We start from the raw sequence: 24,863 nt of genomic DNA on the forward strand, positions 1-24,863 counted from the left end.
CCTGGTGCGTGCCCGCGCGCATCGCGCGAGCACGCACCAGGCGTGGAGCTCGAAGATCTTTCCCATTCAGCGGTATGCGTGTGTTGGCCCGCTCACCTGAATCGCAGACTCATCCCTCACAGCGCGCGATGTGGCGAACTTGTTTGGTGCGACATCCGGAGGGATTCATGACCCCGACCACGACGAGGTGGCGGGCCGGGAACAAGAGCGGAATGCGGGACGGCCGCAAGGCGGCGCTCGCGGCGTTTCTCGGCAGCATGCTCGAGTACTACGACTTCTTCATCTACGGTTCCGCAGCGGCCTTGGTGTTCCCCGTGCTGTTCTTCCCGTCGGACGACCCGGCGGTCGGCACGATCGCCGCGCTGGCCACGTTCGGCGCCGGCTACGTGGCGCGCCCCCTCGGAGGCGTCGTGCTCGGGCACTTCGGGGACCGGGTGGGCCGCAAGAAGATCATGATCTTCACGTTGCTGCTGATGGGGACGTCAAGCCTGGCGGTGGGGCTGCTGCCCACCTACCAGCAGGCGGGCCTGATCGCCCCGGCCCTGCTCGTGCTGGTCCGGCTCGGGCAAGGCTTCTCCGCCGGTGGAGAAGCCGCCGGTGCGAGCACGCTGACGCTCGAGCACTCCCCGGAAGGGCGCCGCGGGTTCTTCACCAGCTTTACGATGTCGGGAACGATGGCCGGGATCGTGCTGGCCAACCTCGTGTTCATCCCGGTGGCTGCGCTCCCCGAGGAGCAGTTGCTGAGCTGGGGCTGGCGGGTGCCGTTCCTGCTGAGCATCGTGATGATCCTCATCGCCTACGCGGTGCGCCGCAACCTGGACGAGACACCGGTCTTCGAGTCCGAAGCGGCCCGCGACGAACTGGCACCGCTCCCCCTCGCCGCCCTGTTCCGCACCCAGTGGCGCGACGTGGTCCGGATCGCGGTGGCCTCGCTGTTCGCGATGCTGCAGACGATCTTCATGGTCTTCGGCCTCGCCTACGCCACCTCCCGGGAAGTCGGCCTCGACAAACCGACGATGCTGTGGGTGTCGGTGGCCGCGAACGCGCTGGCCGTGCTCGCGGTCCCAGCCGCTGCGGCGCTGTCTGACCGGGTGGGACGCCGTCCGGTGTGGATCGGCTCCTCGCTGGGATGCGGTGCGCTCGTGTGGGTCTACTTCTGGGCCGTCTCGACCGGCAGCGTGTCGCTGATCTTCGCAACGGCGCTGGCCTTCGCCGGTCTGGCCTACTCCGGCATGAACGGGCTGTGGCCCGCGTTCTTCGCCGAGACCTTCACGGCGCGGGTGCGCTACTCGGGGTTCGCGATCTCCAGCCAGGTGGGGCTGCTGCTCGCCGGTTTCGCGCCGACGGTCGGATTCGCGATCAAGGGGGACGGTGAAACGGGGTGGATCCCCGTGGCGGCGTTCGCGAGCGCTTGCGCCGTCGTCTCGGCCCTGGCGGTGCTGAGCGCCCGGGAGACCCACGACGTACCGCTCGCCGAGCTCGGGCGGACGCCGAGCCGTCGCTGAGCCGTCGTCGCCACACACGAGAGGAATCGCTGAGAAATGGCTGTCTACGCCGTCACCTACCACTACACCGACGACAGCGCTGGTCGGGACGAGCACCGGTCGGCTCACAAGGAATTCCTGTCCGAGCTCGGAAGACGGGGCATCAACATGTGCTCCGGCCCGTTCGGACCCCAGGAGGCCGCCGGCGCGCTGCTGTTGATCAGCGCGACCTCGCGGGATGAGGCCGTCGCGTGCACCGAGGAAGACCCGTTCCGGCGCCACGGGCTGGTGGCCGAGGTGACCGTCCGGGAGTGGGTGCCCCTGCTGGGCCGGCTCGCCGGGGAGCTCGCGTGAGCCGGGAGCCCGGGCTGGTGCCGCCGCGATCGTCCACCGATGATGGTGCTCATGGCCAGGTCAGCGGCTGGTGAGTCGGTCCTCACCCGAGCGATGCGGATCTTGCGGTCGTTCACCGCGAGTTCGCCGACGCTGACCGTCTCGGAGATCGCGCGGCGAACGAACCTCCCCGTCACCACGGCGCACCGCTTGGTCACCGAACTGGTCGAGCTCGGCGCCCTCGACCGCGCCGAGGACGGCCGGGTGCGGATGGGCCACCAGCTCTGGGAGGTCGCCTCCCGCTCCTCGCGGGCCCAGGACCTGCGCCAGGTCGCGATGCCGTTCATGGAGGACCTGCAGGCGGTGGTCCGGCAGCACACCCAGATCGGCATCCTGGAAGGCACCGAGGTGCTGTACCTGGAGCGCCTGTCCGCCCGGGGCGAGGCGGTCGCCAACGTCGCCCGGATCGCCGGGCGGTTGCCCATCCACGCGACCTCGGCCGGACTCGTGCTGCTCGCGTTCAGCCCGCGCGAGCTGCAGGAGGAAGTGCTGGCGCAGCACCTGCCCCGCTACACCGGGCAGACCGTCACCGATCCCACCGAGCTCCGACGCGTGCTGGCGCAGGTGCGCCAGGAGGGGTTCGTGGTGGCCCGCCAGATGATCACGCTCGGTGCTACGGGACTCGCCGCGCCGATCCGCAACGACCACGACGAGGTCATCGCCGCGCTGTCGATCGTCATCCCCGCGAGCGACCCGAACCCCCGGGCGCACGCACCGGTGCTGCTAGCGACCGCCCGCGGGATCTCCCGCGCTCTGGGGGCTCTGCCCCCCACCGAGGAGACGATCCGCACCCGCGGACCGAAACCTTCCCGCTGAATGGCATCGGTGCTGCGCACCGGTTCCCGCGCCGCGCACGCTCTGGTGCAGAGCGGGCGAGATGAATCCGCCCGGCCACACCGGACCCGGTGATGTGCGAACACTTCTCAGCAGAACGGGACAACATGACCGCACAACCCGCGCAGCACGCCCGCACCCAGGTCGGCATCGTCGGTGCCGGTCCGGCCGGACTGATGCTCTCCCACCTGCTCTCGGCGGCGGGGATCGGATCCGTGGTGATCGAGACCCGCACCCGCGAGGACATCGAAGCCACCATCCGGGCGGGCATCCTGGAACAGGGAACCGTGGACCTGATGGTGTCGACCGGTGTCGGTGATCGGTTGCTGGACAAGGGTTCCCGCCACGACGGAATCGAAATCCGGTTCGGCGGCGGGTCGCACCGCGTGGACTTCCGGTCCTCGGTGGGCAGGTCAGTCTACCTGTACCCGCAGCACGAGGTGCTCCGCGATCTGATCGCCGCCAGGCTGGCCGACGACGGCGACATCCGGTTCGGCGCGTCGGAGGTGTCTCTGCACGGCGTGACCGGCACCGAGCCCGTCATCCACTTCACCGACGCCGACGGCCGTCCCACCGATCTGCGCTGCGATCTCATCGCGGGCTGCGACGGCGCCCAGGGCACGACCAAGTGGTCCATCCCGGACGGTCGGCGGACCGACCACTTCCGCGCCTACCGGCACGGGTGGTTCGGGATCCTCGCCGAGGCCCCACCGAGTTCGAAAGAACTGATCTACGCCCACTCCGATCGCGGGTTCGCGCTGATCAGCTCGCGCACCCCCACCGTGCAGCGGATGTACTTCCAGTGCGATCCCGAGGAGGACGCCGATTCCTGGAGCGACAACCGGATCTGGGACGAACTCCAATCAAGGGTGGCGGGACGCGGCTTCTCCCTCAACGAAGGGCGCATCTTCCAGCGCAGCGTCATCCCGATGCGCAGCTACATCTGCGATCCGATGCAGCACGGACGGCTCTTCCTCGCCGGTGACGCCGCGCACACGGTGCCGCCGACCGGCGCCAAGGGGCTCAACCTGGCGATCTCGGACGCCGTGGTCCTGGCGCAGGCGCTGGAGCGGTTCTTCGGCACCGGGCACGCGGACCTGCTGGAGGGCTACGGCCGCACCGCCGCGCAGCGGGTCTGGCGAGCCCAGCACTTCTCCTGGTGGATGACCTCGATGCTGCACCTCGCTCCGGACGCCGGTGACTTCGACCGCCACCGCCAGCTCGCCGAGCTCGACCAGATCACCGGTTCGGCGGCAGGCCGCACGCTGCTGGCCGAGAGTTACACCGGCTGGCCCATCGAGCTCACCAACCCGCGGTCCGTCGTCGCCGAAGCGCTGAGCCTCACGCACGGCCGCTGGCCCTGACGGGCGAGAACCGACCACAGCACGCAACAGGAGCACACCGAATGAACGCACCACCAGGCGAACCCGAACGCCGCGTCGCGGGCAAGGTCGCGATCGTGACCGGCGGTAGCGGCGACCTCGGCGCGGCCGTCGTCCGCATGCTCGCCGCGCACGGCGCCACGGTCGCCAACCTCGACCGGACGACGCCGGCACAGCAGTGGGAATCCGGCTCGGTCACCGATTGGCAGCTCGACCTCACCGACGCGGGCGAGGTCGAACGGGTCGTGGCCCAAGTCGGCTCCGCGCTCGGCAGCCCGGACGTCCTGGTCAACGCTGCCGGGGTCCTCGGCAGGCCTGCGCCGTCGCACGAGTCCACCGAGGACGAATTCGACGCGGTCTTCGGCATCAACGTCAAGGGGACGTGGTTGATGACCAAGCACGTCGTGCCGCACATGATCCGGTCCGGGCGCGGCAGCGTCATCAACTTCTCCTCGATCCACGGCATCACCGGAGGCGCGAACGTCCCGCTCTACCACGCGTCCAAGGGTGCCGTGCGGTTGCTGTCCAAGGCCGACGCCGTCACCTACGGGCCGCACGGAATCCGGGTGAACTCCATCCACCCGGGCTCGATGCGCACCCGGATGAGCCGCTCGTCGGCCGAGCGGAGCCCGCTCGGCGCCGAGGAGTACTACCGCCAGCTCGTCGCGGGCAACCCGATCGCCCGCCAGGGCGAGCCCGCGGAGATCGCTTACGGCGTGCTGTACCTCGCCTCCGACGAATCCTCGTTCACCACTGGAACCGAGCTCGTCATCGACGGCGGCTACACCGCCCACTGAAACCCGCTCGAAGAAAGGTTGACCATGAGCACCATCGACTGCGACGTCCTGGTCGTCGGTTCCGGGGCCGCCGGGATCTCGGCCGCGCTGGTGGCCAAGCGGCAGGGCCTCGACGTCCTCGTCGTGGACAAGGAGCCCCACCTCGGCGGGACCACCGCGATCTCGGGCGGTTGGCTGTGGGTTCCCGGAAACCGACAAGGACTGTCCGAGGGAGACACCCGCGAGGAGGCCGAGACCTACATCAAGGCCCTCGCCGGAGAGTCCTACGACGCTGGGGCGGTCCACCGTTTCCTGGACCTGGTTCCGGAGGCGCTCGAGTTCTTCGAGAACAACACCCGCGTGGAATTCCACTACCCCGAGATGGCACCCGACTACCAGATGGACACACCGGGAGCGCGGAAGTCCGGTCGCGCGCTGACCGTGAAAAAAGCCGACGCCCGGATGCTCAAGAAGCACCGCCTTCGTGTGCAGCCGTACCTCTACACCTACACCGTCTTCGGCTACATGCCCGAGATCGGACCGGACATCGCCACGTTCCTCAAGGCCAACCGCTCACTGCGGGCGTTCGGGTACGTCCTGCGGCGGCTGATCAAGACCTGGCTGGAACGTCTCCTGCTGCGGCGGGCGCTCACGCGAACCAACGGCAACGCGCTGATGACCCGACTGATCGCCACCGCAGGCGATCTGGACATTCCCATGTGGACGAGCACTCGCGTCACCGAAGTGCTCAAGGACGACGACGGCACCGTCACCGGCGCAGTGCTGTCCGGAGCCCGCTCCGCCACCGTGCGCGCGCGGTGCGGCGTGGTGATCGCCGCGGGCGGGTTCTCAGGAAGCGAGGTCCTCCGCAGTCAGCACTTCGGGCACGATCGCCGCGGCGACAACCACGTCACCCCCACCGTCGGTCACCAGGGAGACAGCTTCTTCCTCGCCAAGGACCACGGGGGCGTCATCGACTCCACGCCCCATCAGCCCGCTGCGTGGGGCCCGGTCACCGTCTGGCGGAACCTGCGCGGCCAGCAGCGGGTCTTCCCGCACCTCAGGGCGTTCGGACTGCCAGGCCTGATCGCGGTGAACCGCCGCGGCCACCGCTTCGCCAACGAGTCGTACTCCTACCACGACTTCGGCGTCGAAATGCTCCGCGACAGCGCCGGCGAACGGGACACCACGGCCTGGATCATCGCCGACCGCAAGGCCATGCGCCGGTACGGAATCGGCTACGCCAAACCGTGGCCGATGCCCACCTGGTACTACAAGAAGGTCGGATACCTCGTCGAAGCCGGCTCCGTGAAGGAACTGGCGGAACGCATCGGCGTCCCCGGCGACAACCTCGAGCGCACGCTTGCCGAGTTCAACGCCGACGCCGCCACGGGTACCGACAAGCGGTTCCACCGCGGCTCCAACTGGTTCCACCACTTCAAGGGCGACATCGAGCACAAGCCCAACCCGAACCTCGCACCTATCGACACCGCCCCCTACTACGCGGTGCGGATCCAGATGGGCGATCTGGGCACCTACGCCGGGCTCTCCGTCAACGACCGCAACGAAGTCCGCACCGCCACCGGAGCAGCAATCCCCGGCCTCTACGCCGTGGGCACCGCCGCGGTCAGCGTCTTCGGCGGCGGATACCCCGGCTACGGCGCCAACATCGGCCCCGCGATGGTCTTCGGATACCAGGTCGGCCGCGACATCGCCACCCACGCCGCCGAGCGCTCGAGCGCCTCGCAGACGGCATAGCCCAACGTACGTGCGACCTGCCGCAAGCGATTGGCCAGGCGGTTGGTCGCACGTACGTAGGTGGTTGACACACGCTGCTTACGCCATCAGCCACCATCGGGCGCATATCGCGGTTCGGTGCACTCGAGCAGGCCCTACGCGCACTAGGTTCTGTCCTGTAATTGATCTAGCTGCGGGGTCTGGTTTGATCTTGGGTTGTGGTGGGTCGTGGTGAGTTGACGGATCGCGCGTGGGCGCGGATTGAGCCGCTGTTACCGCCGGTGGCGGGATCACCGGCAGATGGCGATCCTGTGGAAGCTGCGTACGGGTGCTCCGTGGCGTGATCTGCCGGAACGATATGGGCCGTGGAAGACCGCGCACGAGCGGTTGCGGCTGTGGACCGCTGATGGCACCTGGCAGCGGATCTTGGACGAGGTGATCGTCAAGGACGATTCCGTCGGCGAGGTCGAATGGATTGTCAGCGTTGACTCCTCGGTCGTCCGGGCGCACCAGCACGCTGCTGGCGCCCGGAAAAAAGGGGCTGTGCCACCACGATCGAGGAACTCGCGGTCGAGGGCGAAGGACTCGGACGGTCCCGCGGTGGGCTGAGCACCAAGATCCACCTCGCGGTCGACGGGCGGGGGCTGCCGATGCGAGTCCTGCTCACCGGTGGCCAGGCGGGCGACAACCCCTCACCTGATGCCGCTGCTGGATGCCATCGCGGTGGATCGGATCGGTCCGGGCCGACCGCGATGCCGGCCCGAGGTGGTGATCGCGGACAAGGCCTACTCACATCCCTCGACCCGGCAGGCCATGCGCCAGCGGCGGATCCGGTTCATCAGCCCCGAACGTGATGACCAGATCGCCCGCCGCGCCGCCCAAGGCGCCCGCGGCGGACGCCCACCAGCGTTCGACGCCGAGGTGTACAAACGCCGCAATGTCGTCGAACGATGCTTCAACCGACTCAAACAATTCCGCGACCTGGCCACCCGCTACGCCAAACGCGCCGCCTACTACCAGGCCGAACTCACCATCGCCGCCATCATCCTCTGGCTCCGATAAATTACAGGACAGAACCTAGACGACAACGGTGGCAGCAACACGCCGACAAACCTTGCGGGACGCGCCCCACACACGCCGACGCATACTCGCCCCACGAACACGGCACCGCCTGCTACAGTTCTGGTGTGATTTCACCAAACACGGGAAATCGCACGCACTTGCGGGATCGAGTCCCCCCTCGGACACGCACACTATTCACCCGGTTCGCCGGGTGAATTTTTATTTCGGCAGCTCTCTCACCCGGCTCGTAGCGAACCTGCAGGTCAACGGACTCGTACAGGCTGGCCAGCCGCTCGGGTTTGGGGCTCGACAGCGCCGCGCCGACGTCGCCGAGAGAATCGATCCTCGCGTAGACCTCGGCCTCGGAGATCGCTCCGCCGGTCGCCGGCTTGTTCTCCAGTTCGGCCCGAGCGGCCGCGCGTTCCGCCTGGGCCGTGTTGATCACATCGGTAAGTGCGGCGGGGTCGACTCCGGCGCCGATCGCGTCTTGGAACCGGCGCAGCCGAGCCTCGGCGTCAGCCAATCGCGTCTTCGCCGCTTCGTGCGACACCGACGAGTCCCCGCGCGACTCTTGAGACTCGACCAGCGCCGCCACGGTCTGATCGATCTGATCCGGCGCGAACAGACCACCGAGCCACCCGTTGACGGACTCCCTGAGAAGGTCCTCGCGCAGGTACACCGCTGGCGGGTGCTCGGCCAGCACCGGCGATCCCGGGGCGAGCGTCCGGGCCGGGCATCGGTAGTACATGCCATGAGCCCGCGGGCTGCCTTCCATCTTCCGACCGCACACCGCGCATCGGACCCGACCTCGGAACAAGTACGTCCGCTTCGTCGGGCGCCCGCTGCGTTCGAGCTTGCGGGCAGCCCGCAACTTGCCCGCGCCCTTCGAACGGCGCAGCAGCTGGGCTTGGGTGAAGTCCTCGACGCTGACGATCTGCGGGTGCGCGGGCTTGCGGGAGCGCACGACGGATTCGCTGCCTGCTCGGCGGAAGCGGATCACGTACCCGGCGGCCACGTCGTCTGAGTCGATGAGCTGCTCCTGCCTGGTCCAGCGTCCGAAGAACGCGTAGCCGGTGTAGCGAGGGTTCTCGAGGATCGCCCGGACCGTGCTGCCCTGCCAGCCGTCAGCCAGCCGGTGCCGGTTCTGCTCCGGTCGACGAGCCGAGGGGCACGGGATGCCGTCGCGGTTGAGCCCGTTGGCGATCGCGCGGTCTCCCCTGCCGCCGAGGTACTCGGCGAAGATCCGGCGGACTACGTCGACGACTTCCTCATCGATGGCGAGCACCTTCAGCCGGTATCCGTCGGCGGCGCGGGATGGGTTCGGGTGCGGGCCGGCGTCCACGACCTTGTAGCCGTACGGCGCCCGACCGCCCTGGTGGCGACCTTCGTTGAGCACCTGAGCGTCCATGGCCGCCCTCACCCGGGCCTGCACGTGCTGGCGCTCCGACTCGCTCATCCCGCCGAGCACGTTCATCAACATCTTGTGCGACGGGTTGCGCTCGTCGAACTTCCCACCGAGCTCCGGCACCCACAGCTCGACACCGTAGGCAGCGAACTTCGGGGCGATCAGCGAGAACTGGTTGCCGAACCAGCACCGAGTCCCTTCGCCCACCACGACCGCGTTCCATCCGCGGTTCGGGTCCTTCAACGCCGCCAACAGCCGCTGCGCCTCGCGACGCCGCTCCCACGGCACCGACCGCGACTGCCCCACGTCGAAGTACTCGGCCGCGATCGTGCCGCCCAGCGGCTCGACGAACTTGCTCGCGTTGCCCAGCTGCCACCCCAGAGAGGTCTCGGGATCCTGGTTGTCCTCGGTCGAGCAGCGTCCGTAGAACGCCACAGACCCGATCCCTTCCTCGACAGGCTCGACCGCATCGACACCGAGCAGCTCATCTAGCGTCGACCAGGGGTCTCCGCTGATTTCAACAGTCATGTGATCCCTTCACCCGGAGGCCCGTCCGGAGCCTCGACCTCGGTCAGCTCGATCAGTATTGCTAGCAGTATGCGGCTCGTTTCCGGCGTTAGTACAGGACGCTCGTCTGGAACCCGTACCGTGATGGCGTCCGGATCTCGATCGTCGGCCGTCATTGCTGATCAGCCTCCGACTCGCCAGATGAGCTGATTTCATCAGATATTCGGTCGACGGCGGCTCGGATGTCGGCGGTGAAGTAGCCGCGCACTCGTCGGAGCTCTCCGGATTCGTCCGGGATCCGGTGCCTGGTCGGTCGGCACTCGAGCTGTCCCATCTGCTTGGCGAAGGTGCCGGGTTCGACTTCCAGCGCTTCGGTCAGTTCGGCGCTCGGCACGAACTCGCGCTGGTCGAGCTCGTCTCCGAGGTGGTCGACGACGGAGGCGAGCGGCTCAGGTAGTTCGACAAGCGTGCGATCGGACCCGCCTGGTCCGCTGCCCAGCGCCTTGACGACGGCCGCCCGGTCGATCGCGCGCGGTCTGTCATCGCCGGCCGCGTGGCCGCTCAGGGTGCCCGCAGCCTCTCGCAGTGCCCGGCCGCGATCGCAGATCGATCGCCACTCGGCGTTGTCCATGTAGAAGGTCCGGACCGTCACTGCGACTGTGTCGCCGCCGGACTCGGCCTCACCGTCGGGGCGGAGGATGCCGACTCCCTTGTGGCTGGGCAGCAGGGTCGAGGCGTCGAAGCCTCGGGTGTTCATTTGCTCACCGAGGACGATGTTGGAGTCCCGCCAGTCCATCACGCGCAGCGCGAAGCGCGAGCCCAGCACTGCACGCAGCCGAGAGGGGATGGTGTTGGAGTCCGGTCGTTGCGTGGCCAGGATTACCACGATGCCGACAGCGGGTCCCTTCCGGGCGAGGTAGGTCAGTAGGTCGGCGATGTAGGCGCCGAGGGTGGTCTTCTTGCCTCCGATCTCCTCCTTGGTCGGGTTCTCCAGGTAGACCTGGACCTCGTCGATGATCACGGCGGTGATGGGCATGCCCAGTTCGCGGTCCCGCGAGATAGCCGGGGTTATCTTCGACTCCGGGCAGATCTCGTCGTCCAGCGCGGACATCCGCGAGAACCGCGCCTGCACCTCGGCGACCAACTCGACCAGGTGGTCGCGGACGGCTTCGGCTTGTTCTTGCTCGTCACCGCAGACGTAGCGGTGGGCGACGGCTTCGGCTGCCTGCCAGTCCTTTCCGCCTTTGCCATCGAAGACGTACAGCTGCGTGAACGGGTCGAGGATCAGGCCAGCAGCGGGCAGCCGACTGGCGCAGGTTTTGCCCTGCCGAGGAATCGATCCGACGATCAGCGAAGTCCACACCAGCTGCAGATCGATCCGCCGACTGCGCGCATCCCTCCCGAACGGGATGGCCCGCCAGGCGTCCCAGTACTCCATGTCCAACAGCGGGAACCGCAGCGCAGGGCCGGAGTACGGGTCCTCGTCAGCTACCCAGAGGAACACCCGGCCGGCATGACCGCCTCTCCCCCGGACTCGCTCGACGATCAGCTGCAGCTCATCGACCGCCAGCGCCGAAGCGAGGGCTTCGCGGTGCTTGATGACGTCGGCAGCTTTGCGCGTTGCGGGGAGATCAACGGTGACGGCCCACCCGGAGCCGTCGTGGGCGGCGCGTTCGACGAGGCGGAGCGACTCGTCCTTCCCGATGAGCTTCGCATCCCGGAACGCGTCGACGAGGATCTGCGGATCCATGGTCCAGGTCAGCGTCCGCGGCCCGGCTAGCACTGGCTTACGCCCGGGCGCTCCGTCCTTTCGCCGTCCGTACACGGCCAACGCGACCGCGCAGACTCCGGCGGCAGCCCACATCGCGTATCCGCCATACACGGCGTACCCGACCGCGAGCACCGCTCCGGCGGCCAACGTGACCGCGCCGGTCACCTTCCAGCGGAACAGGGTGAATTCACGGATCTCGGTGAACTTGTCCGCGAGCTTCTCGGACTGCTCGGCGGCCTCGCGGTAGTCGTGAACGCGGACCCACTGCCGCCAACTGCGGATCGCGGCCACCAGCCCACGGGCGACCGACCGGACGAACCACCAAGGCGAGCGGATCAAGAACGACAGGCCGTCCATGAGCGCGTGCTTGGCGGCTTGGCGTGACTTCAGCGCCGCAGGTACGCGGCGTGAACGCAGCCACCAGTTCATGAACCGTTGCCAGCGGGTGAGCTGCGGTTCGGGCTCCGGGACGTCATCGATTAGTTCGGCGTCGAAGACGTGGCACTCCACCTCTCGCGACGCCGCCGGAGCAGGCGCCGTCTTGTCGTTCATCGCTGCTCCACCTCCGCGATCAGCGCAGCGGCGAGCCGGGAAGACAAACCACGCGAGCAGCCTGTGACCTCGCGAATCCAGGCCGGCGTGACCGTCGTGTCCGGACGCCATGCCTCGCGAGCCCGGCCGAGGTACTCGTCGAAGGAGATGCGCCGCTTGGGGTCCGGTGAACGAGGGACAACCGGGTCCGGCACCAGCTCGCTGTCGGCGTTCACGGACGCCGCGCGGACAGCTGCGGTGAGCTTGTCCCGGAGGTCTGTCACCGCCTCGGCAGCGACGAAAACGACCAGTGGCGGCACGGAATGCAGGACCACCATGTCGGCGGCTCTGGCCGCGTAGGCGCCCCACGTGTTCATGACATACGTGGCCGCGAGTGTGAACCACTTCGCGCCACGAACCCAGCCACCTGTGATGATCCCGTACCGGGCGGTGACCTGCTCGGCCCGCAGGATCGCCAGCAGCACCAGCGACACCATCGGATCGAGCAGCCACGCGGCCAGCCACGGCAGCGACCAAACTTCAGCACCGTTGGCAGCGAAGCTCTGGACGTTGGTCATGGTGAACGCCAGGCCGAGCAAGATCCCGCTCCAGCACAACCGGTCGACCTGCCTGCGCACCTGTTCCACCGCTTCGGCATCGGGGCGGGTGAGCGGCCGACGCCGCTCACCCGCTGTCTGCGGCGCGCTCATCGACGCCGCCCCTTCTTCTGCTGCGGCATGTCGACGGCGGTCACGGTCAGCGCTCTGGTCAGCGCGTACGACGCGAACAGAGCCGGGACGCCGAGTACCGCGAGCAGCAGTCCTTCGTTGCCGGGATGCTTGATCACGATCCACTGCACGCCGACGATCGCCGCAGCCGTGACCACCACGCGCCCGGTCAGGGACATGAACCGGACGCTCGTTCGAGCGGCTTCGCTGGCTCGCCGGGTGGCCTTCGCGCTCGCCCGCCACACCATGACCAGGGCGAACAAACCGCCGAGCACAGCTAGAACTTCCACGGGGGTCAGTTGGAGCATCATCGCGCAACACCCCGCTCGGCACGCTCGCCGCGGCGAAGCCAGTGCGGGCGCAGCTCCCGACGGTCGTCCGCCGACAGCCCACCCCAGACACCCACGGTGTCGGCACCGCCGGAGCGGAGCTCCAGTTCGAGGCATTCGTCGGCGACCGGGCAGCCCTGACACATCGCTGCGGCGAGCTCGCGGTCGGTCAGCTGCTGGTCCAGCCAGGCGGGTTCTTCGGCTGGGAACTCCGCCATGCAGAGCCCGTTGCCGCGAACGCAGCCAGTGAGCAGCGCTGTCGGTGCCCAGCGCAGGCGGTCGAGCCGCCAGGCGATTCCGATCAGCCAGAGGTCGTTGTAGGAGGTCATCACTTCCGACCTCCGTCCTGCGCCACCGCGGCACCAGCCAGGAGGCGGGTCAGCTCGCTCGCGGGGATGGCGAGTCGACCGTTCCTGGGTTCGGCGCGCAGCTCGCCGACTCGGATGGCACGAGAGACGGCGGACGACGGGAGGTTGAGGATCCAGGCGGCCCGGCGGACCGAGTAGAAGTCACGGCGCCCGTTTTTCGGCATGGAAGTACCCATTGAAGAAAGCCCTTCGAAAGATTTGTGAAGCTGATTTCAACAGTCATTAGTTGATTTCAGCTCTCGATAAGCATGAGAAATCCGGGCCGCGCCCTTTCAGGCGCGGTCATGTCACGAAATGCGTCACGGAACGGCTAACCTCTGCGCGAAGGCGGAGCGCGGAGGAATAGGTGTCGGAAGACTGGGCGGCGGTCGCCAAGGCCATCAACGAGCGCGTGAACGAGCTCGGCTGGCGACAGCGAGAGCTCGCGGAGCGCTCGAACGTCTCGCAGGCGATCGTCCGCGAGATCCAGCACCACGTGGTGGAGCGCAGGCGCAGCGCCCGCACCCTGGAGTCGCTGTCCATCGCGCTCAGCTGGCACCCCCAGCACCTGCTTTTCCTGCTGCAGGGCCGAAAGCCGCCCGAAGCCGACGAACCGATCTCGGACAGCGCCGACACGGTCTGGTCCCGTTTGGACTCGCTCGAGCAGCGCATGGAAGAGATCACCGAGCGGCTCGACGACCTCAAGGGCGACCTCGCGACGGTCATCGAGCACGTCCGCAAGAACCGTTAGCGCCGGGTGGTTCCGCTTGCTGATTGCTTCGTTTTCCATGCCTCCAATTCCAGGCCGATTTCGCCGGGAAACCGATGCACGAAAACCCCTCAGCCAGTGCTCAACCGATGCTCAACCAGTGCACAAACCCACCGCGAAGGGCCGAACGCGATGAATGTGGTGTCCAGCTGGACGGGGCGGACTGCCTGCGCGCTGCAGGCTGCGATGCGAATGAGCAACGACGAGTTCGCCGCCCACTTGGGAATCGGTTTGCGCACGGTTGCCGGCTGGCACGAGAAGCCGAACCGTCGGCCGCAGTCGGAGATGCAGCGCACCCTGGACACAGCCCTGGCCCAGGAAGACGACGCGATCAAGGCCCGGTTCGCGGAGCTGGTGAAGGACGTCGCCGATGCCCCGGCGGAGCCGACGGTCGACGAGGCCGCAGCGGCCGACGCCGAGAAGCGACTGAGCGCTGATCCCGACATCAGTGCGGCCCTCGAATGGCTGGACGAGCACGCAGGATGGACACCTGGGACGGCGCGCAAAGAGGTTGCGTCGCGGCTGGCGCGCCTCGACATGAGCGAGCTGGAGGCCAGGGCAAGCCGCCGAGGACGGGTTGATCAGCGCAGCGTCGCCGACGTGCTCGGCAAGTACTACGGCACGAAGACCGGCGAGCATGGCCGGTATGCGGCCCGCTACGACGATGCCCAGACCGAGACGAGCGTTCTGACCTGCTCTGACTGGCTCGATCTGGCGTGCCCGTTGTTCGCGGCGCACGACCGGCTCAAGGTCACGAGCTCGGCGCGCGACGTGTTCGCCAAGCTGGACTCTGGCGCGGCCGGCCGCGCGGCGCAGCGACTGGCGGAGACCCTGGCCATGGGGACGCGGCTGGTCGACAAGCCGCTCTACCGCCTGCTCGACATCTCCCCCTCACCGGATGCGATCAACGGCCTGGTGGGCACGTCGCGGTTCGTCGAGTACGCGGTCACCATGGACCTCCTCGAGGGCGAGCTGGTCGACGCGATCTCAGCTGACGCCTCGACGGCACACGAGTCGCTGCCGCTGCGCGACAAGTACCTGCCCGACATCGCCTCCGTGACCGACGTGGCAAACCGGCTTTGCGCCGGAGGCCCGCTCGCACTGTTCGCGATCGCCCGGCCTGCCAGTCCGTTCCGCGGCGAGGCCGACTACGTGCTCCTGGTGCAAGAGCGCTCGGGCAACGTGCTCAACGCAGCACGCCGACTCGCGGTCATCCCCAAGGGCTTCCACCAGCCGATGACCGATCTGCGCGTCGATGCTCAGGTAGGCGCGACCCTGCGGCGGGAAGTCGAGGAAGAGCTCTTCGGCCGAGACGAGATCGACAATACGACCAACGACCAGCGCTCCGCCGACCCGATGCACCCGAGCCGGGTCTCGGAACCGATGCGCTGGCTCATGGAGGATCCGAGCCGACTCCGCATGGAGTGCACCGGGTTCGGCCTGAACCTCCTGAGCGGCAACTTCGAGTTCGCCAGCCTGATCGTCATCGACGACGAGGAGTTCTGGGAACGCTACGGCGGCCGGGTCGAAGCCAACTGGGAAGCGGCCGGCCTGCACCAGTACTCGAGCCGCGATGGCGACCTGATTTCCGAGCTCATCGCTGATGTAGCGTGGAGCAACGAAGGGCTCTTCGCCCTGCTGCAAGGACTTCGACGGCTCGCCCAGATCGGCGGCGACCGGGTGAGTCTGCCGTCGATCGAATGGGAGGTTCGGTAGTGAGCCGCAACTGGCACCACGGAAACGCTGCAGAAGACGGCAGCGAAACCCGCGGCTGGCTACTCGGCCACTTCATCGACCCCACCGAAGGCGGAGTCCGCTCCACCAAGGACCTCGAAGTCAAATGGGGCACCCACCCCGCCGGCGACAAACGCCCCGAATGGACCACCGACGACCAGCGCACCACCATGCTCCTCCTGGTCGAAGGTCACTTCCGCCTGCACCTCACTGAGGGCACAGTCGACCTCGCGAAGCAAGGCGACTACGCCGTCTGGGGACCCGGCATCGACCACTCTTGGGAAGCCATCACGGAGGCCGTAGTCGTCACCGTGCGCTGGCCATCTACCGCAAAATAGCAACCGGCAACAGAACGTTCCACTCTCGGCGTGTAACCCTTATTCGACAGCTGTCCGGGTTCCTTTGCTTACCGATTTCTGGCTGCCGACGCCAACCACAACCAACTCAGATAACGCTTACAAACTCTCACGCCCTGAGCCCACACACAAAAGCCGTAGACTCTGCGCGTCGGCCTTCTCACAGGACTGATTGCGCTGGGATGCTGAAAAATATCCCCAGCTTTCCGGTTTCGATCGGACGTGATTCGATTCGGTCAACTAGATTCCACTGTGGATGATTGCCGACCACAAGTCGGGGCGGTCTGGATTCCGGTCGCGAAGTTGACGCGTGACGTGGTTGAGCGCGGCGGCTGCATGGTCAGCTGCTGCCTCCGCGGGCATGTTCCGATAAAACGCAGTGGAAGCGACGGCGGCGATGTGATCATTGAGGGGCCATAGACTTCCAATAACGTGCCTGAATCCAGCGAGCTGGAAAGCAGAGGCCACGTGGAGGGATTCGTCGGCAAGCCGGAATCCCCGGTTGGCAGTGGAACATGCCGACAAATAGGCAAGCTCCGCGTTGATAAGCCGCATCTGACTAATCTCGGGAAGAGTTAGTGTGCGGTCGTGCAGAGCAAGCCCGCCTCCGGATGGACTTGTGAGGTCAAACCTGGCGTGGCACGCAAAGTGCGCCCAAGTAGCGTCGGACAACTTTGCCAGGACTCGACTAGTGGTTGCTTCCTCGTCTACAAGCAAATCGGTATCGGGGTAGTCCGCGTGAAGGCTGGCTGCCTCAGCGAATGTGCCAGGAAGATCCGAAAGACCAGGAGTCTCGCGCATAGCAACCGTAACTTGACGGCGAATCATCGCTTGTGGTCGGCCACGGGAGTGCGCGAGGGCACGCAACGTAGGAGTGTAGGAGGAAATAATCGAGTCGAGCGCACCCGGTTGCCCAGGTAGACCGGCCGCGTGCAATGGGAACAGACCGAGCTGCCCTGTAGGCAACCACCACACCCGTGACGAAGTAGCAATCTCCTCGCGCACGGCTGGCAACGCGTAGAGGATAGGTTCGACTACGACGTTCCAAAGCCAGCCGAGGATCTCTGGAAGAACGCGCTGCCTCTTCAGAATACCCGCAGGGCTACCATTGTGCGTAACTTCTAAAAGGGCGTTCGCATGTGACAGTACATCTTCATTTCTAGCATCAGGTAGCGGAACGTGCACCGGATCTGCACCGTCTGGGATGATAATCGCATCGCTGCGCTGTCGCCCAGTGTTGACCAGCACTGCTGCCCCACCTTCAGTAGCTTGCTGAAGATCCGCAAAACGCGGAGGCAGGAGAAAGCGTGCGAATCCGGATTGCTGGCGAATCTGTTCGAGCAGCTGATCGTGAAGCCGCCAGAGATTCCGACGATGCTCGATCTCACCAGTTTGGCTTGTTGCTAGTTTCCCCCGTGGTACCTCAGTGACTTGTGTGGCATTGAGCCCGTCACGGATTACCCGAAATTCTTTTGCCAACTCAGGGTGTTTCTGCTCAAGTATAGTGAGATCGGACTGAGAGTCCAACATCCCCGAAAATAGGATCCCTCGACCCAGCTCAGCCGTTTCTACAGCACCTACCAGATCATTGAGCGCGCAGTGAGCAGCTACTGCCTCCGCGACCAAACCTCGATGCCGACCAATCCGGTGTTCCTGGTCTAACCACCCAGCCTCACGCGGTCGAACAGACGGCAGTACACCTACCCCAGCATCGAGCAATTCGACGGCGATATCGTGTTCATTCATCGCATTTGCCAGCGAGCCGAGTGCATCCGCCGCCCGCACTAGGTCCGCTGGGTCTGCCGCATCGAGAGCCACGAACTGCGCCACGAGGCCCCGCAGAGTTTCGCGATCGATAGCGATCTTGCTGTGTTCTATGCGCAAAACCTCCCGATGCTCCAACCACAGCCAGTAGGAGGAGATGAGGTTACCCAGCCAAGAGGCGAGGTCAGGGTGGCCCCGGGACGCGACGGCGACCGCACGCTCACCTGCTTCGATTGCTCGCTCCAGATCAGCCCTCGCACCACTGTGCGCAAACCGGAGCTGAAAGGCCAATCCAAGACCGGACAGCCAGCCTGCTGTTCTGTGGGAGGCATCTTCAGGCACAGCGTCAACCGCCTGAGCGAGGGTCTCGACACTACGATCTAGATCAGCCACCGCGCCACCACGCTCAAACCGCAGTTTGTAGGCGATACCGAGATTGCCCAGGCAGGTTGGTAGGTTGGGATGGCCCCGCGGCGTAGCGGCGGCCGCACGCTCAGCGGCCTCAATGGCTCGCTCCAGATCGGCCATCACACCACCGCGTTCAAACCGCAGTCGATACGTCAAGCCAAGATCGGACAACCTGATTGCTAGGGCGGGGAGGTCCAGCGGACTAGTGGCAACCGCCTTCTCAAGAGCTTCGACACTACGATCTAGGTCAGCCGTCGCACCACCACGCTCAAACCGTTGTTGGTAGGCGATACCGAGGTTGCCCAGGCAGGTTGCTGAATTGGGATGGTCCTGGGCTACGACGGAATCAGCTCGCTCAAGAGTTTCGATGGCTCGTTCTAGATCAGCCACTAGGCGAATGCGCTCAAACCGCCGCAAATAGGCCAAACCCAGATTGGAAAGTCTCGCCGGCAAGTAAAGGTGGTCGTCGGGTGTATCTGACACAGCTCGCTCTAGGAATTCGACAGCCCGGTCCAGATCAGCCACCACCCCACCGCGCTCAAACCGCCGCAAATAGGTGGCGCCAAGGTTGGATAGCATGCTTGCAAGTTCAGGGTGACCGTGAGGCGTAGCGGCAATAGCCCGTTCACCCGCCTCAATGGCTCGCTCCAGATCAGCCACCACCCCACCACGCTCAAACCGCAGCCAATAGGCCGCGCCAAGATTCGAGAGCACGATTGTTATGCCGGGGCTATCGTGGGGCATAGCTGAGATCGCTCGCTCACCAACCTCGATGGCTCGCTTTAGATCAGCCACCACCCCACCACGCTCAAACCGCCGCAAATAGGCCAAACCAAGGGTGTACAGGATGGCTTCCAGGTCCGGATGATTATGCGATGCAATGGAGGCAGCCCGCTCACCGGTTTCGACAGCTCGCTCTAGATCCGCCCAAAACCCTCCACGCTCGAACCGCAGACGATAGGCGAAGCCGAGATCGGACAGCCTCACTGCCAAGTCCGGGTGCCCATGGGGCGTGATGGCAACGGCCCGTTCACCAGCCTCAATGGCTCGCTCCAGATCAGCCATCGCGCCGCCCCGCTTGAACCGCAGCTGGTAAGCGAAGCCGAGATTGCACAGCCTCGATGCCAGCTCCGAGTGATCCTGCGGCGTGGCGGCAACAGCACGCTCACCAGCTTCAACAGCTAATTCCACATCGGCTACTACCCCACCACGTTCAAACCTCATCTGGTGGGCGAAGCCGAGATCGGACAACCTCGCTGCCCAGTCCGGCGTGTCCCTCGGAGTCTTGGTTAGCGAAGCAGTAAGCAGCCATACGCCTGCGTCGAGAAGCACTGGATCGGGAGTGGTGGGGTATCGCAGTAGCAAGTCAGCCGCAAGATGGGCTTGACGATCAGCATCGGCAGCAGCCCCCACCACGGCCTGAAGCGGTTTCGGAACCTGGCCAGGATGGTGGGCCGAAGGTCCGAGCCAGATGACGGCGCTGGCGATCTTGGAAAGCTCGGATCCCACAGCGGAGGCGTCAGAACGCAGGAAGTGCAACCACCCGATGACATGACGAGCCCTCGCCAGGCGCTGGTTTTCATCAGGCGCGGGGCTCTCAGAATTGGTGGGCTGCGCGGCTTGCCATAACTCGGCGGCTTCAGCTAGAGCTTCATGTGAGTCGACGATGCTGGCGGCGCCCGCGCGCGTGTAAACCGTGAGCCGCTCTTCCAGTCGTCGCAACGCTTGGTCGAATGACACTCATGTCCCTTGCTGTAGTAGCCCGCCTCTGGATCTCCATGCCCAAGTATGGAACTATCACTTTCCGGTAGACGCTTGCTACCTCAAGTGACGATCGGCCTAGGGCCCGTCGTACCCCGCGGCTGTCGAGAGGGAAGACTTAGTGGATCAAGGCGAGCGGCAGGCGCTGACGATGGTCTGTGTTCAGCTGACTGAGTTGCGCGCCGAGTGTGCCCTTCACCCCGACTCCAAACAGCGGTTGTTGGCCAAGATTGAAGCTGAGGCCCAGGCCAGGCGCCCGATCGTGGAGCTGCTCAGTCAGTTGCAGGGCACGAGCCACGAAGAGACGCGTCAGATGCTTAGCGGCGGGGTACCCGGCCTCAGTAGCGGCCAGGCCAATGAGGAGTCCTTCGGTTGCCCGGACGGGTCGTGTGATCGGGTGGACACCACTCTGCCGGCTGGGCCGATTCCCCGCTGCCTACTGACCGGCCGCGCGATGAGTCGGCGGTAGAGTACTCGTGGGCTCGTTTTTTTCGGAGTTGGCCAAGAAGCTGGCCGAGCGCTGGGTGGCCCTTCTAGTCCTTCCTGGCGCTCTGTTCACCATGGTCGTATGGCTCGGCGTCCGTTTAGGACAGTGGCACGCACTCGACCACGCGAAGCTGACGCAAGTCGGGACCGAGGCTGCCAGCTACTTCTCCCACCAGTCTCTCGGGTTTCAGTTAATGGTGGTTGCGAGTGTGCTGCTCGCATCCTCTGGCGTCGGTCTGGTCACACAAGCTCTTGCCGGGCCGACGCGTGTGCTCTATCTCGGCTCCTGGCCGCGCTTCCTCACACTGGTGCAGCGGTGGCGAGTGGCCCGCCGACGCCGGCGCTGGCATCGTCGCGTCCAACACCGTCGGACTCTCGAGCAGAGGTATCCAGCTTCGTCGCGCACGCCCGAGCAACAGCAGGAGATCAACACTGCCGCGGAACGCGTCACCGACATTTCCGGGAGCGAGCCCGGTCGCCCGACGTGGATGGGCGATCGTATCCATTCACTCGAACAGATCGCGCTCCATCGCTACGGCTTAGATCTGACCTTCGCTTGGCCGCGTTTGTGGCTCGTCTTTCCGGACACGGTACGCACCGAGATCACCGCCGCCAACGCGGCATTCGCCGCCGCAGTAGCCACAGCGACTTGGGCTTGGCCATATCTCCTCCTCGGTGCCGTGTGGTGGCCCTCGGCGGTGATCGGGGCCGGCGTCGCCATCACCGGCTGGACCCGTGCACGCGCGGCCCTCATCGACCTCACCGCGCTCTCTGAAGCCGCCCTCGACCTCCATGGCCGCAATCTCGCCAACGCCCTCGGCATCACCAACAACGAGGGAACTGTCCCATTCGTATTGGTCGCCCGAGACCAAGTCACCTTCGAAACCTCCACACACCCACTGACCTTGGCCGAAGGCGAACAGATCACCACAATCGTCAGAAAGGGTCGATGAGTTGGAGCTGCCGAATCACCTGAGAACGTAGTCTGTTTCGGACCGCCCACACGGCGCTCCAACATTGATATACCACCTAGCCATTGGTGCCGGACATCGAGACGCATTGATCCCTGGGAACCGGACCATAGTCTAATCAGCGACGGCGGCTGCAGTTTGGTATCAATCTCCGACCTTGACCTTTAGCATGGGTAGTTTATTCCGCCTGTCGCTGCTCTCGCGCAAACGGCGTATGCCCTGGACGAGCGCGAAAACGCCTTCATTGCTCCACAAGTCATCCTCTATCAGATCACTGATGAGACGCTGGTCAAGGCTGGAGTACAAGCGGAGCCCTGACGCTTCCCAGTTCGCCTCGATTTCTCCGCCGTAGCGGGTCCAGAACTCGTCGTCCTCGATGACCAGGAGGCACGCGAACTCGTAGTTGCCGCTTACGAGGTTCAGGCCGAATCCGGTGCACTCCATGCGTACCCGGGACGGGTCCGCCATGAGCCAGCGCATCGGCTCAGACATGCGTCCTGGATGCAGTGGGGCCGCTGCGCAAGTGCCCTCCACGGTGTTGTCGACGTCGGTCCGGCCGAAGAGCTCCTCTTCCATCTCCCGCAGGAGCGTCGAGGTCAGCTGGGCATCCGCGTGCAGGTCTGTCATTGGCTGATGGAATCCCTTCGGGATCACCGAGAGCCTCTGCGCAGCGTTGAGTACGTGGCTCGACCGTTGTTGAACCACGATCGCGAAGTCACGCTCGCGGCGATACGGGTCTTTCGGGCGTGCGATAGCGCAGAGCGCGAGCACTCCCCCTGCGCACAGCCGCCCGGAGAGATTGAGGGCGGAGTCGAGGTTCGGCAGGTAGTGGTCTCGCAGCGGGAGTTGGTCTGGTTCACCGGCGGCAAGAGCATCGATCAGCTCATTCTCGAGAAGATCCATTGAGACCGCGTACTCGATGAACGGCACCGTCCCGACCTCGGCTGAGATCGCGCCTGTCCGGGCCTCCAGGTGCAGCAGCCGGTAGAGGGGCATGTTCGCCATCCGAATCCCCTGTGCCGTGGCTTCGGCGAGCCGATCAATCGCTCGGTCTGACGTGACAACCTGTTGAGCGACCGATTTGTCGGTGCGCAGTGCGACCTTGTCATTCCCTCTGCCGAGCCGACATCCGAGGTCGAGCCAGCGGTCACAGGTTAGAACGCTCGTGCGGATCTCGGAGTCGCCGCAGGTGGCGTTGTAGAAGTGGTGCCCGGTCTCCGCGGTCCCGTAATAGTCAGCTACTGCTCTGGCGATCTCGCTCCGGCCGACCTTGCGGCGCCGCGCGGGTCCGTCGAGCACTTCGTCGGCGGTCAAAGAGGCCAGGCGGGACGTCACCTTCCGTCGCGTCGTATCAGGGCTCCACCCGCTTCGGGCATCAAGCCACGCGAAAGACTGCGCCATGTCCACCCGCGCATCAGGGGTTTGAACTGCCGGTGTTGTTTCCCGCCGCGCACTCGTCGGCGCTGCTTCAACGTTGAGGAAAGGTTGCCGCGAGGTGTAAGCGCCCTCAGGCGCGGTATCACGCTCTGGCGGAGTCAACAGCACATCGATGCCCACGCCGAAGATGGCTTCGAGCAACCTCATCGTCGCCGGTCGAGGTCGTCCGACCGGCTTTCCGCTCGCCGTCTGTCCGGCGACGAGGCGCTGCAGGTGGCGGACGCTCAACGTTCCTGGCTCGTTGTGCTCGCGCGCGAACGCCTCGGCCCACTCCGTGAACTCCTGCAACGTCTGCCGCCGCTCCCAGATCTTCTGCTCTAGAACCGTGCGCGCCGTCTGCATTGCAACCCCTTCCCCACAGCCGCTCCCGCTATGTCACGCGTACGTCGCCTTGGCGTCGTTCCGCTGACTGGGAGCTGATGTCAGCATGATTTCAGTCTGACATGGACCGCTCACAAACGGTCACGAAAACCCTCCGGCGGCGTTGCGCAACCACTCCCCGACCGCCGCCGGATGCCGGCCGTGGCCAGGCGCACCTCCATGCCTGGCCACGGCCACCCCTCGAACGGAGATCACGAGTGAACGCATCAGCAGACCAGGCCATCTGGTTCCAGTACCGCCCCGGCGTAGTGGTCGAGTCCCTTCGCGTTGCCCACTGCGCCGCACCGACCAGCACCAACACCGCGGTTCAGTCCTGGTGCCGGCTGAAGTTCGATCCTGCAAACCTCGAGCTGGCCGCGGGGCCCGGGGAGCCCGTGACCGTCGAGAAGGCACCTGCTTGCGCACCGTGCGCCGCGTGCCTTCTCCGACTCACCGCCGCGACAGATACCGGCACCGTCCCCACTGCGCACGACTCAGAAGCATCCGACGACAGCAAGCTCGCGGTCGTACTCCGGAAAGCCCAGTGGCTGCTCGACGACGCGGCACACTACCTCCCACAAGGCACCTATGACCAGCGGGAACGTGACGCGCTCGCCGCCACGCTCGACCAACTTGCCGGGTTGATCCGCGAGCAAGCTCCGGTTCACATAGACGCCGGCGAGCAGCCCCGAACTCAACCCCAACTGTGATCACCAAGACGAGCCGTGGCCAGTGCGGACACAGAACCGCCTGGGCAGGCGATCTCGCCCCGGACTTGCCGACACAACGCCTGCCCCGCATCGACGCTCCGGACCGCGGCGACAGCTGGGCATCAACGCAGCCTCCGCTCGGCGTCTTACGCGCTGTGTTGGAAGGCCTCAGGCGGCTCTAGGCACTCCAACGGCACAACCGACGGAGTTGAATTCCATGCCCACATGCCAAGGCTGCGGCGAACCACTACCACCGCCGTCCCCACTCGGTCGCCCCGCCCGCTACCACGGACCAACCTGTCGTCAGCGAGCACGCCGAGCCCGGAAACGAGCGCAGACAGTCCACCAAGACTGGGCGGCACTCGAAGAAGTCGACACCGCAATCACCGACGTACGCCGACTAATGGCGACTGGCAGTGATCCGCGACCCGCAGTAGCGCGCTTGCTAACCGCCGCGCTCGAGCTCGCGACCGTCCACAACGTTTATCTTTCCACTGAGGCCCTCGGCGCTACGAGCGTTAATCGCCTCGGCTCCACCACTGGGACGCCGGGATTTTGAACCCTCACCTCCTTGCCCCTCACTACTCCTGAGCCGACGTCTTCGCTGGTCAAATGAGCACTAAAGGTACGAGGATGGTGGACGCAAGTCGCCCGCGCCCGAGCGTGCTTAATGTGCGATCCCCACCTGGTCCGACCATTCAGACCGACTGATCCGCAGTTGACGCATCGACCGCGCGAGCATGGCTCCGGTGGAAACGACGTGATGCCCTGAACACCGGGCTCGTAGACGGAGACGCTCAGCCGAGCGGTCCGGGAGGTCA

Annotated in this window: 18 protein-coding genes and 1 pseudogene; 12 read left to right on the forward strand and 7 right to left on the reverse strand. The window is 65.7% G+C overall.

Annotated features, from left to right (window positions below; translation table 11 throughout):
* The first annotated feature begins 167 nt into the window (after positions 1-167).
* The 7 genes and pseudogenes from R4I43_RS24065 (at position 168) to R4I43_RS24095 (ending at position 7,668) form a co-directional block, all read left to right on the forward strand.
* Positions 168-1,505 carry an MFS transporter gene (locus R4I43_RS24065; protein WP_324267963.1) on the forward strand — a complete coding sequence of 446 codons (1,338 nt, stop codon included), beginning with the start codon at positions 168-170 and terminating at the stop codon, positions 1,503-1,505.
* Positions 1,506-1,541: 36 nt separating this feature from the next.
* Entirely contained in the window at positions 1,542-1,838 is a 297-nt protein-coding gene (locus R4I43_RS24070; RefSeq protein ID WP_324267964.1) for a YciI family protein, read from the forward strand.
* Positions 1,839-1,889: 51 nt separating this feature from the next.
* Positions 1,890-2,693, forward strand: coding sequence for an IclR family transcriptional regulator (locus R4I43_RS24075; RefSeq protein WP_324267965.1), 804 nt, complete (start codon positions 1,890-1,892; stop codon positions 2,691-2,693).
* A 125-nt stretch (positions 2,694-2,818) separates the two neighbouring features.
* Complete coding sequence (locus tag R4I43_RS24080; RefSeq protein ID WP_324267966.1) at positions 2,819-4,075, forward strand: 4-hydroxybenzoate 3-monooxygenase; 1,257 nt, start codon at positions 2,819-2,821, stop codon at positions 4,073-4,075.
* Positions 4,076-4,116: 41 nt separating this feature from the next.
* Positions 4,117-4,890, forward strand: a complete 774-nt coding sequence (locus tag R4I43_RS24085) for an SDR family NAD(P)-dependent oxidoreductase (RefSeq protein ID WP_324267967.1) — start codon at positions 4,117-4,119, stop codon at positions 4,888-4,890.
* A 24-nt stretch (positions 4,891-4,914) separates the two neighbouring features.
* Positions 4,915-6,627, forward strand: a complete 1,713-nt coding sequence (locus R4I43_RS24090) for an FAD-dependent oxidoreductase (RefSeq protein WP_324267968.1) — start codon at positions 4,915-4,917, stop codon at positions 6,625-6,627.
* Between the two features lie 200 nt (positions 6,628-6,827).
* A pseudogene (locus R4I43_RS24095) lies at positions 6,828-7,668 on the forward strand (IS5 family transposase).
* Between the two features lie 112 nt (positions 7,669-7,780).
* On the opposite strand, the gene R4I43_RS24100 reads toward R4I43_RS24095, so the two are convergent.
* From R4I43_RS24100 to R4I43_RS24120, 5 genes are all read right to left on the reverse strand, one after another.
* A complete protein-coding gene (locus R4I43_RS24100) occupies positions 7,781-9,601 on the reverse strand; it encodes a recombinase family protein (RefSeq protein WP_324267969.1) in 1,821 nt (606 codons plus the stop codon).
* A gap of 151 nt (positions 9,602-9,752) precedes the next feature.
* Positions 9,753-11,903: a cell division protein FtsK gene (locus R4I43_RS24105; RefSeq protein ID WP_324267970.1), complete on the reverse strand. Its 2,151-nt coding sequence runs from the start codon at positions 11,901-11,903 to the stop codon at positions 9,753-9,755.
* A complete protein-coding gene (locus tag R4I43_RS24110) occupies positions 11,900-12,592 on the reverse strand; it encodes a hypothetical protein (protein WP_324267971.1) in 693 nt (230 codons plus the stop codon). Before R4I43_RS24110 ends, R4I43_RS24105 begins: the two co-directional genes overlap by 4 nt.
* A complete protein-coding gene (locus R4I43_RS24115; protein ID WP_324267972.1) occupies positions 12,589-12,921 on the reverse strand; it encodes a hypothetical protein in 333 nt (110 codons plus the stop codon). Before R4I43_RS24115 ends, R4I43_RS24110 begins: the two co-directional genes overlap by 4 nt.
* Entirely contained in the window at positions 12,918-13,268 is a 351-nt protein-coding gene (locus R4I43_RS24120) for a WhiB family transcriptional regulator (RefSeq protein WP_324267973.1), read from the reverse strand. The genes R4I43_RS24115 and R4I43_RS24120 overlap by 4 nt, the downstream gene beginning before the upstream one ends.
* Before the next feature lie 385 nt (positions 13,269-13,653).
* Here R4I43_RS24120 and R4I43_RS24125 point away from each other — a divergent pair, with 385 nt between their 5' ends.
* The 3 genes from R4I43_RS24125 (at position 13,654) to R4I43_RS24135 (ending at position 16,127) form a co-directional block, all read left to right on the forward strand.
* Positions 13,654-14,037: a helix-turn-helix domain-containing protein gene (locus tag R4I43_RS24125; RefSeq protein WP_324267974.1), complete on the forward strand. Its 384-nt coding sequence runs from the start codon at positions 13,654-13,656 to the stop codon at positions 14,035-14,037.
* 204 nt (positions 14,038-14,241) lie between these two features.
* Entirely contained in the window at positions 14,242-15,771 is a 1,530-nt protein-coding gene (locus R4I43_RS24130; RefSeq protein ID WP_324268042.1) for a transcriptional regulator, read from the forward strand.
* On the forward strand, positions 15,771-16,127 hold the full coding sequence (locus R4I43_RS24135; protein ID WP_324267975.1) for a signal peptidase I: 357 nt from the start codon (positions 15,771-15,773) through the stop codon (positions 16,125-16,127). Before R4I43_RS24130 ends, R4I43_RS24135 begins: the two co-directional genes overlap by 1 nt.
* 258 nt (positions 16,128-16,385) lie before the next feature.
* On the opposite strand, the gene R4I43_RS24140 is transcribed toward R4I43_RS24135, so the two are convergent.
* Positions 16,386-20,057 carry a CHAT domain-containing protein gene (locus R4I43_RS24140; protein WP_324267976.1) on the reverse strand — a complete coding sequence of 1,224 codons (3,672 nt, stop codon included), beginning with the start codon at positions 20,055-20,057 and terminating at the stop codon, positions 16,386-16,388.
* A 518-nt stretch (positions 20,058-20,575) separates the two neighbouring features.
* Between R4I43_RS24140 and R4I43_RS24145 the strand changes: the two genes are divergently transcribed.
* On the forward strand, positions 20,576-21,517 hold the full coding sequence (locus tag R4I43_RS24145) for a hypothetical protein (RefSeq protein WP_324267977.1): 942 nt from the start codon (positions 20,576-20,578) through the stop codon (positions 21,515-21,517).
* A gap of 162 nt (positions 21,518-21,679) precedes the next feature.
* Here R4I43_RS24145 and R4I43_RS24150 read toward each other — a convergent pair whose 3' ends face one another.
* Complete coding sequence (locus R4I43_RS24150; protein WP_324267978.1) at positions 21,680-23,314, reverse strand: transcriptional regulator; 1,635 nt, start codon at positions 23,312-23,314, stop codon at positions 21,680-21,682.
* A 236-nt stretch (positions 23,315-23,550) separates the two neighbouring features.
* Between R4I43_RS24150 and R4I43_RS24155 the strand changes: the two genes are divergently transcribed.
* On the forward strand, positions 23,551-24,042 hold the full coding sequence (locus R4I43_RS24155; protein ID WP_324267979.1) for a hypothetical protein: 492 nt from the start codon (positions 23,551-23,553) through the stop codon (positions 24,040-24,042).
* Positions 24,043-24,863 lie beyond the last annotated feature (821 nt).

It is taken from the genome of Saccharopolyspora mangrovi, from assembly GCF_035320975.1.
Taxonomy (GTDB): Bacteria; Actinomycetota; Actinomycetes; order Mycobacteriales; family Pseudonocardiaceae; genus Saccharopolyspora; species Saccharopolyspora mangrovi.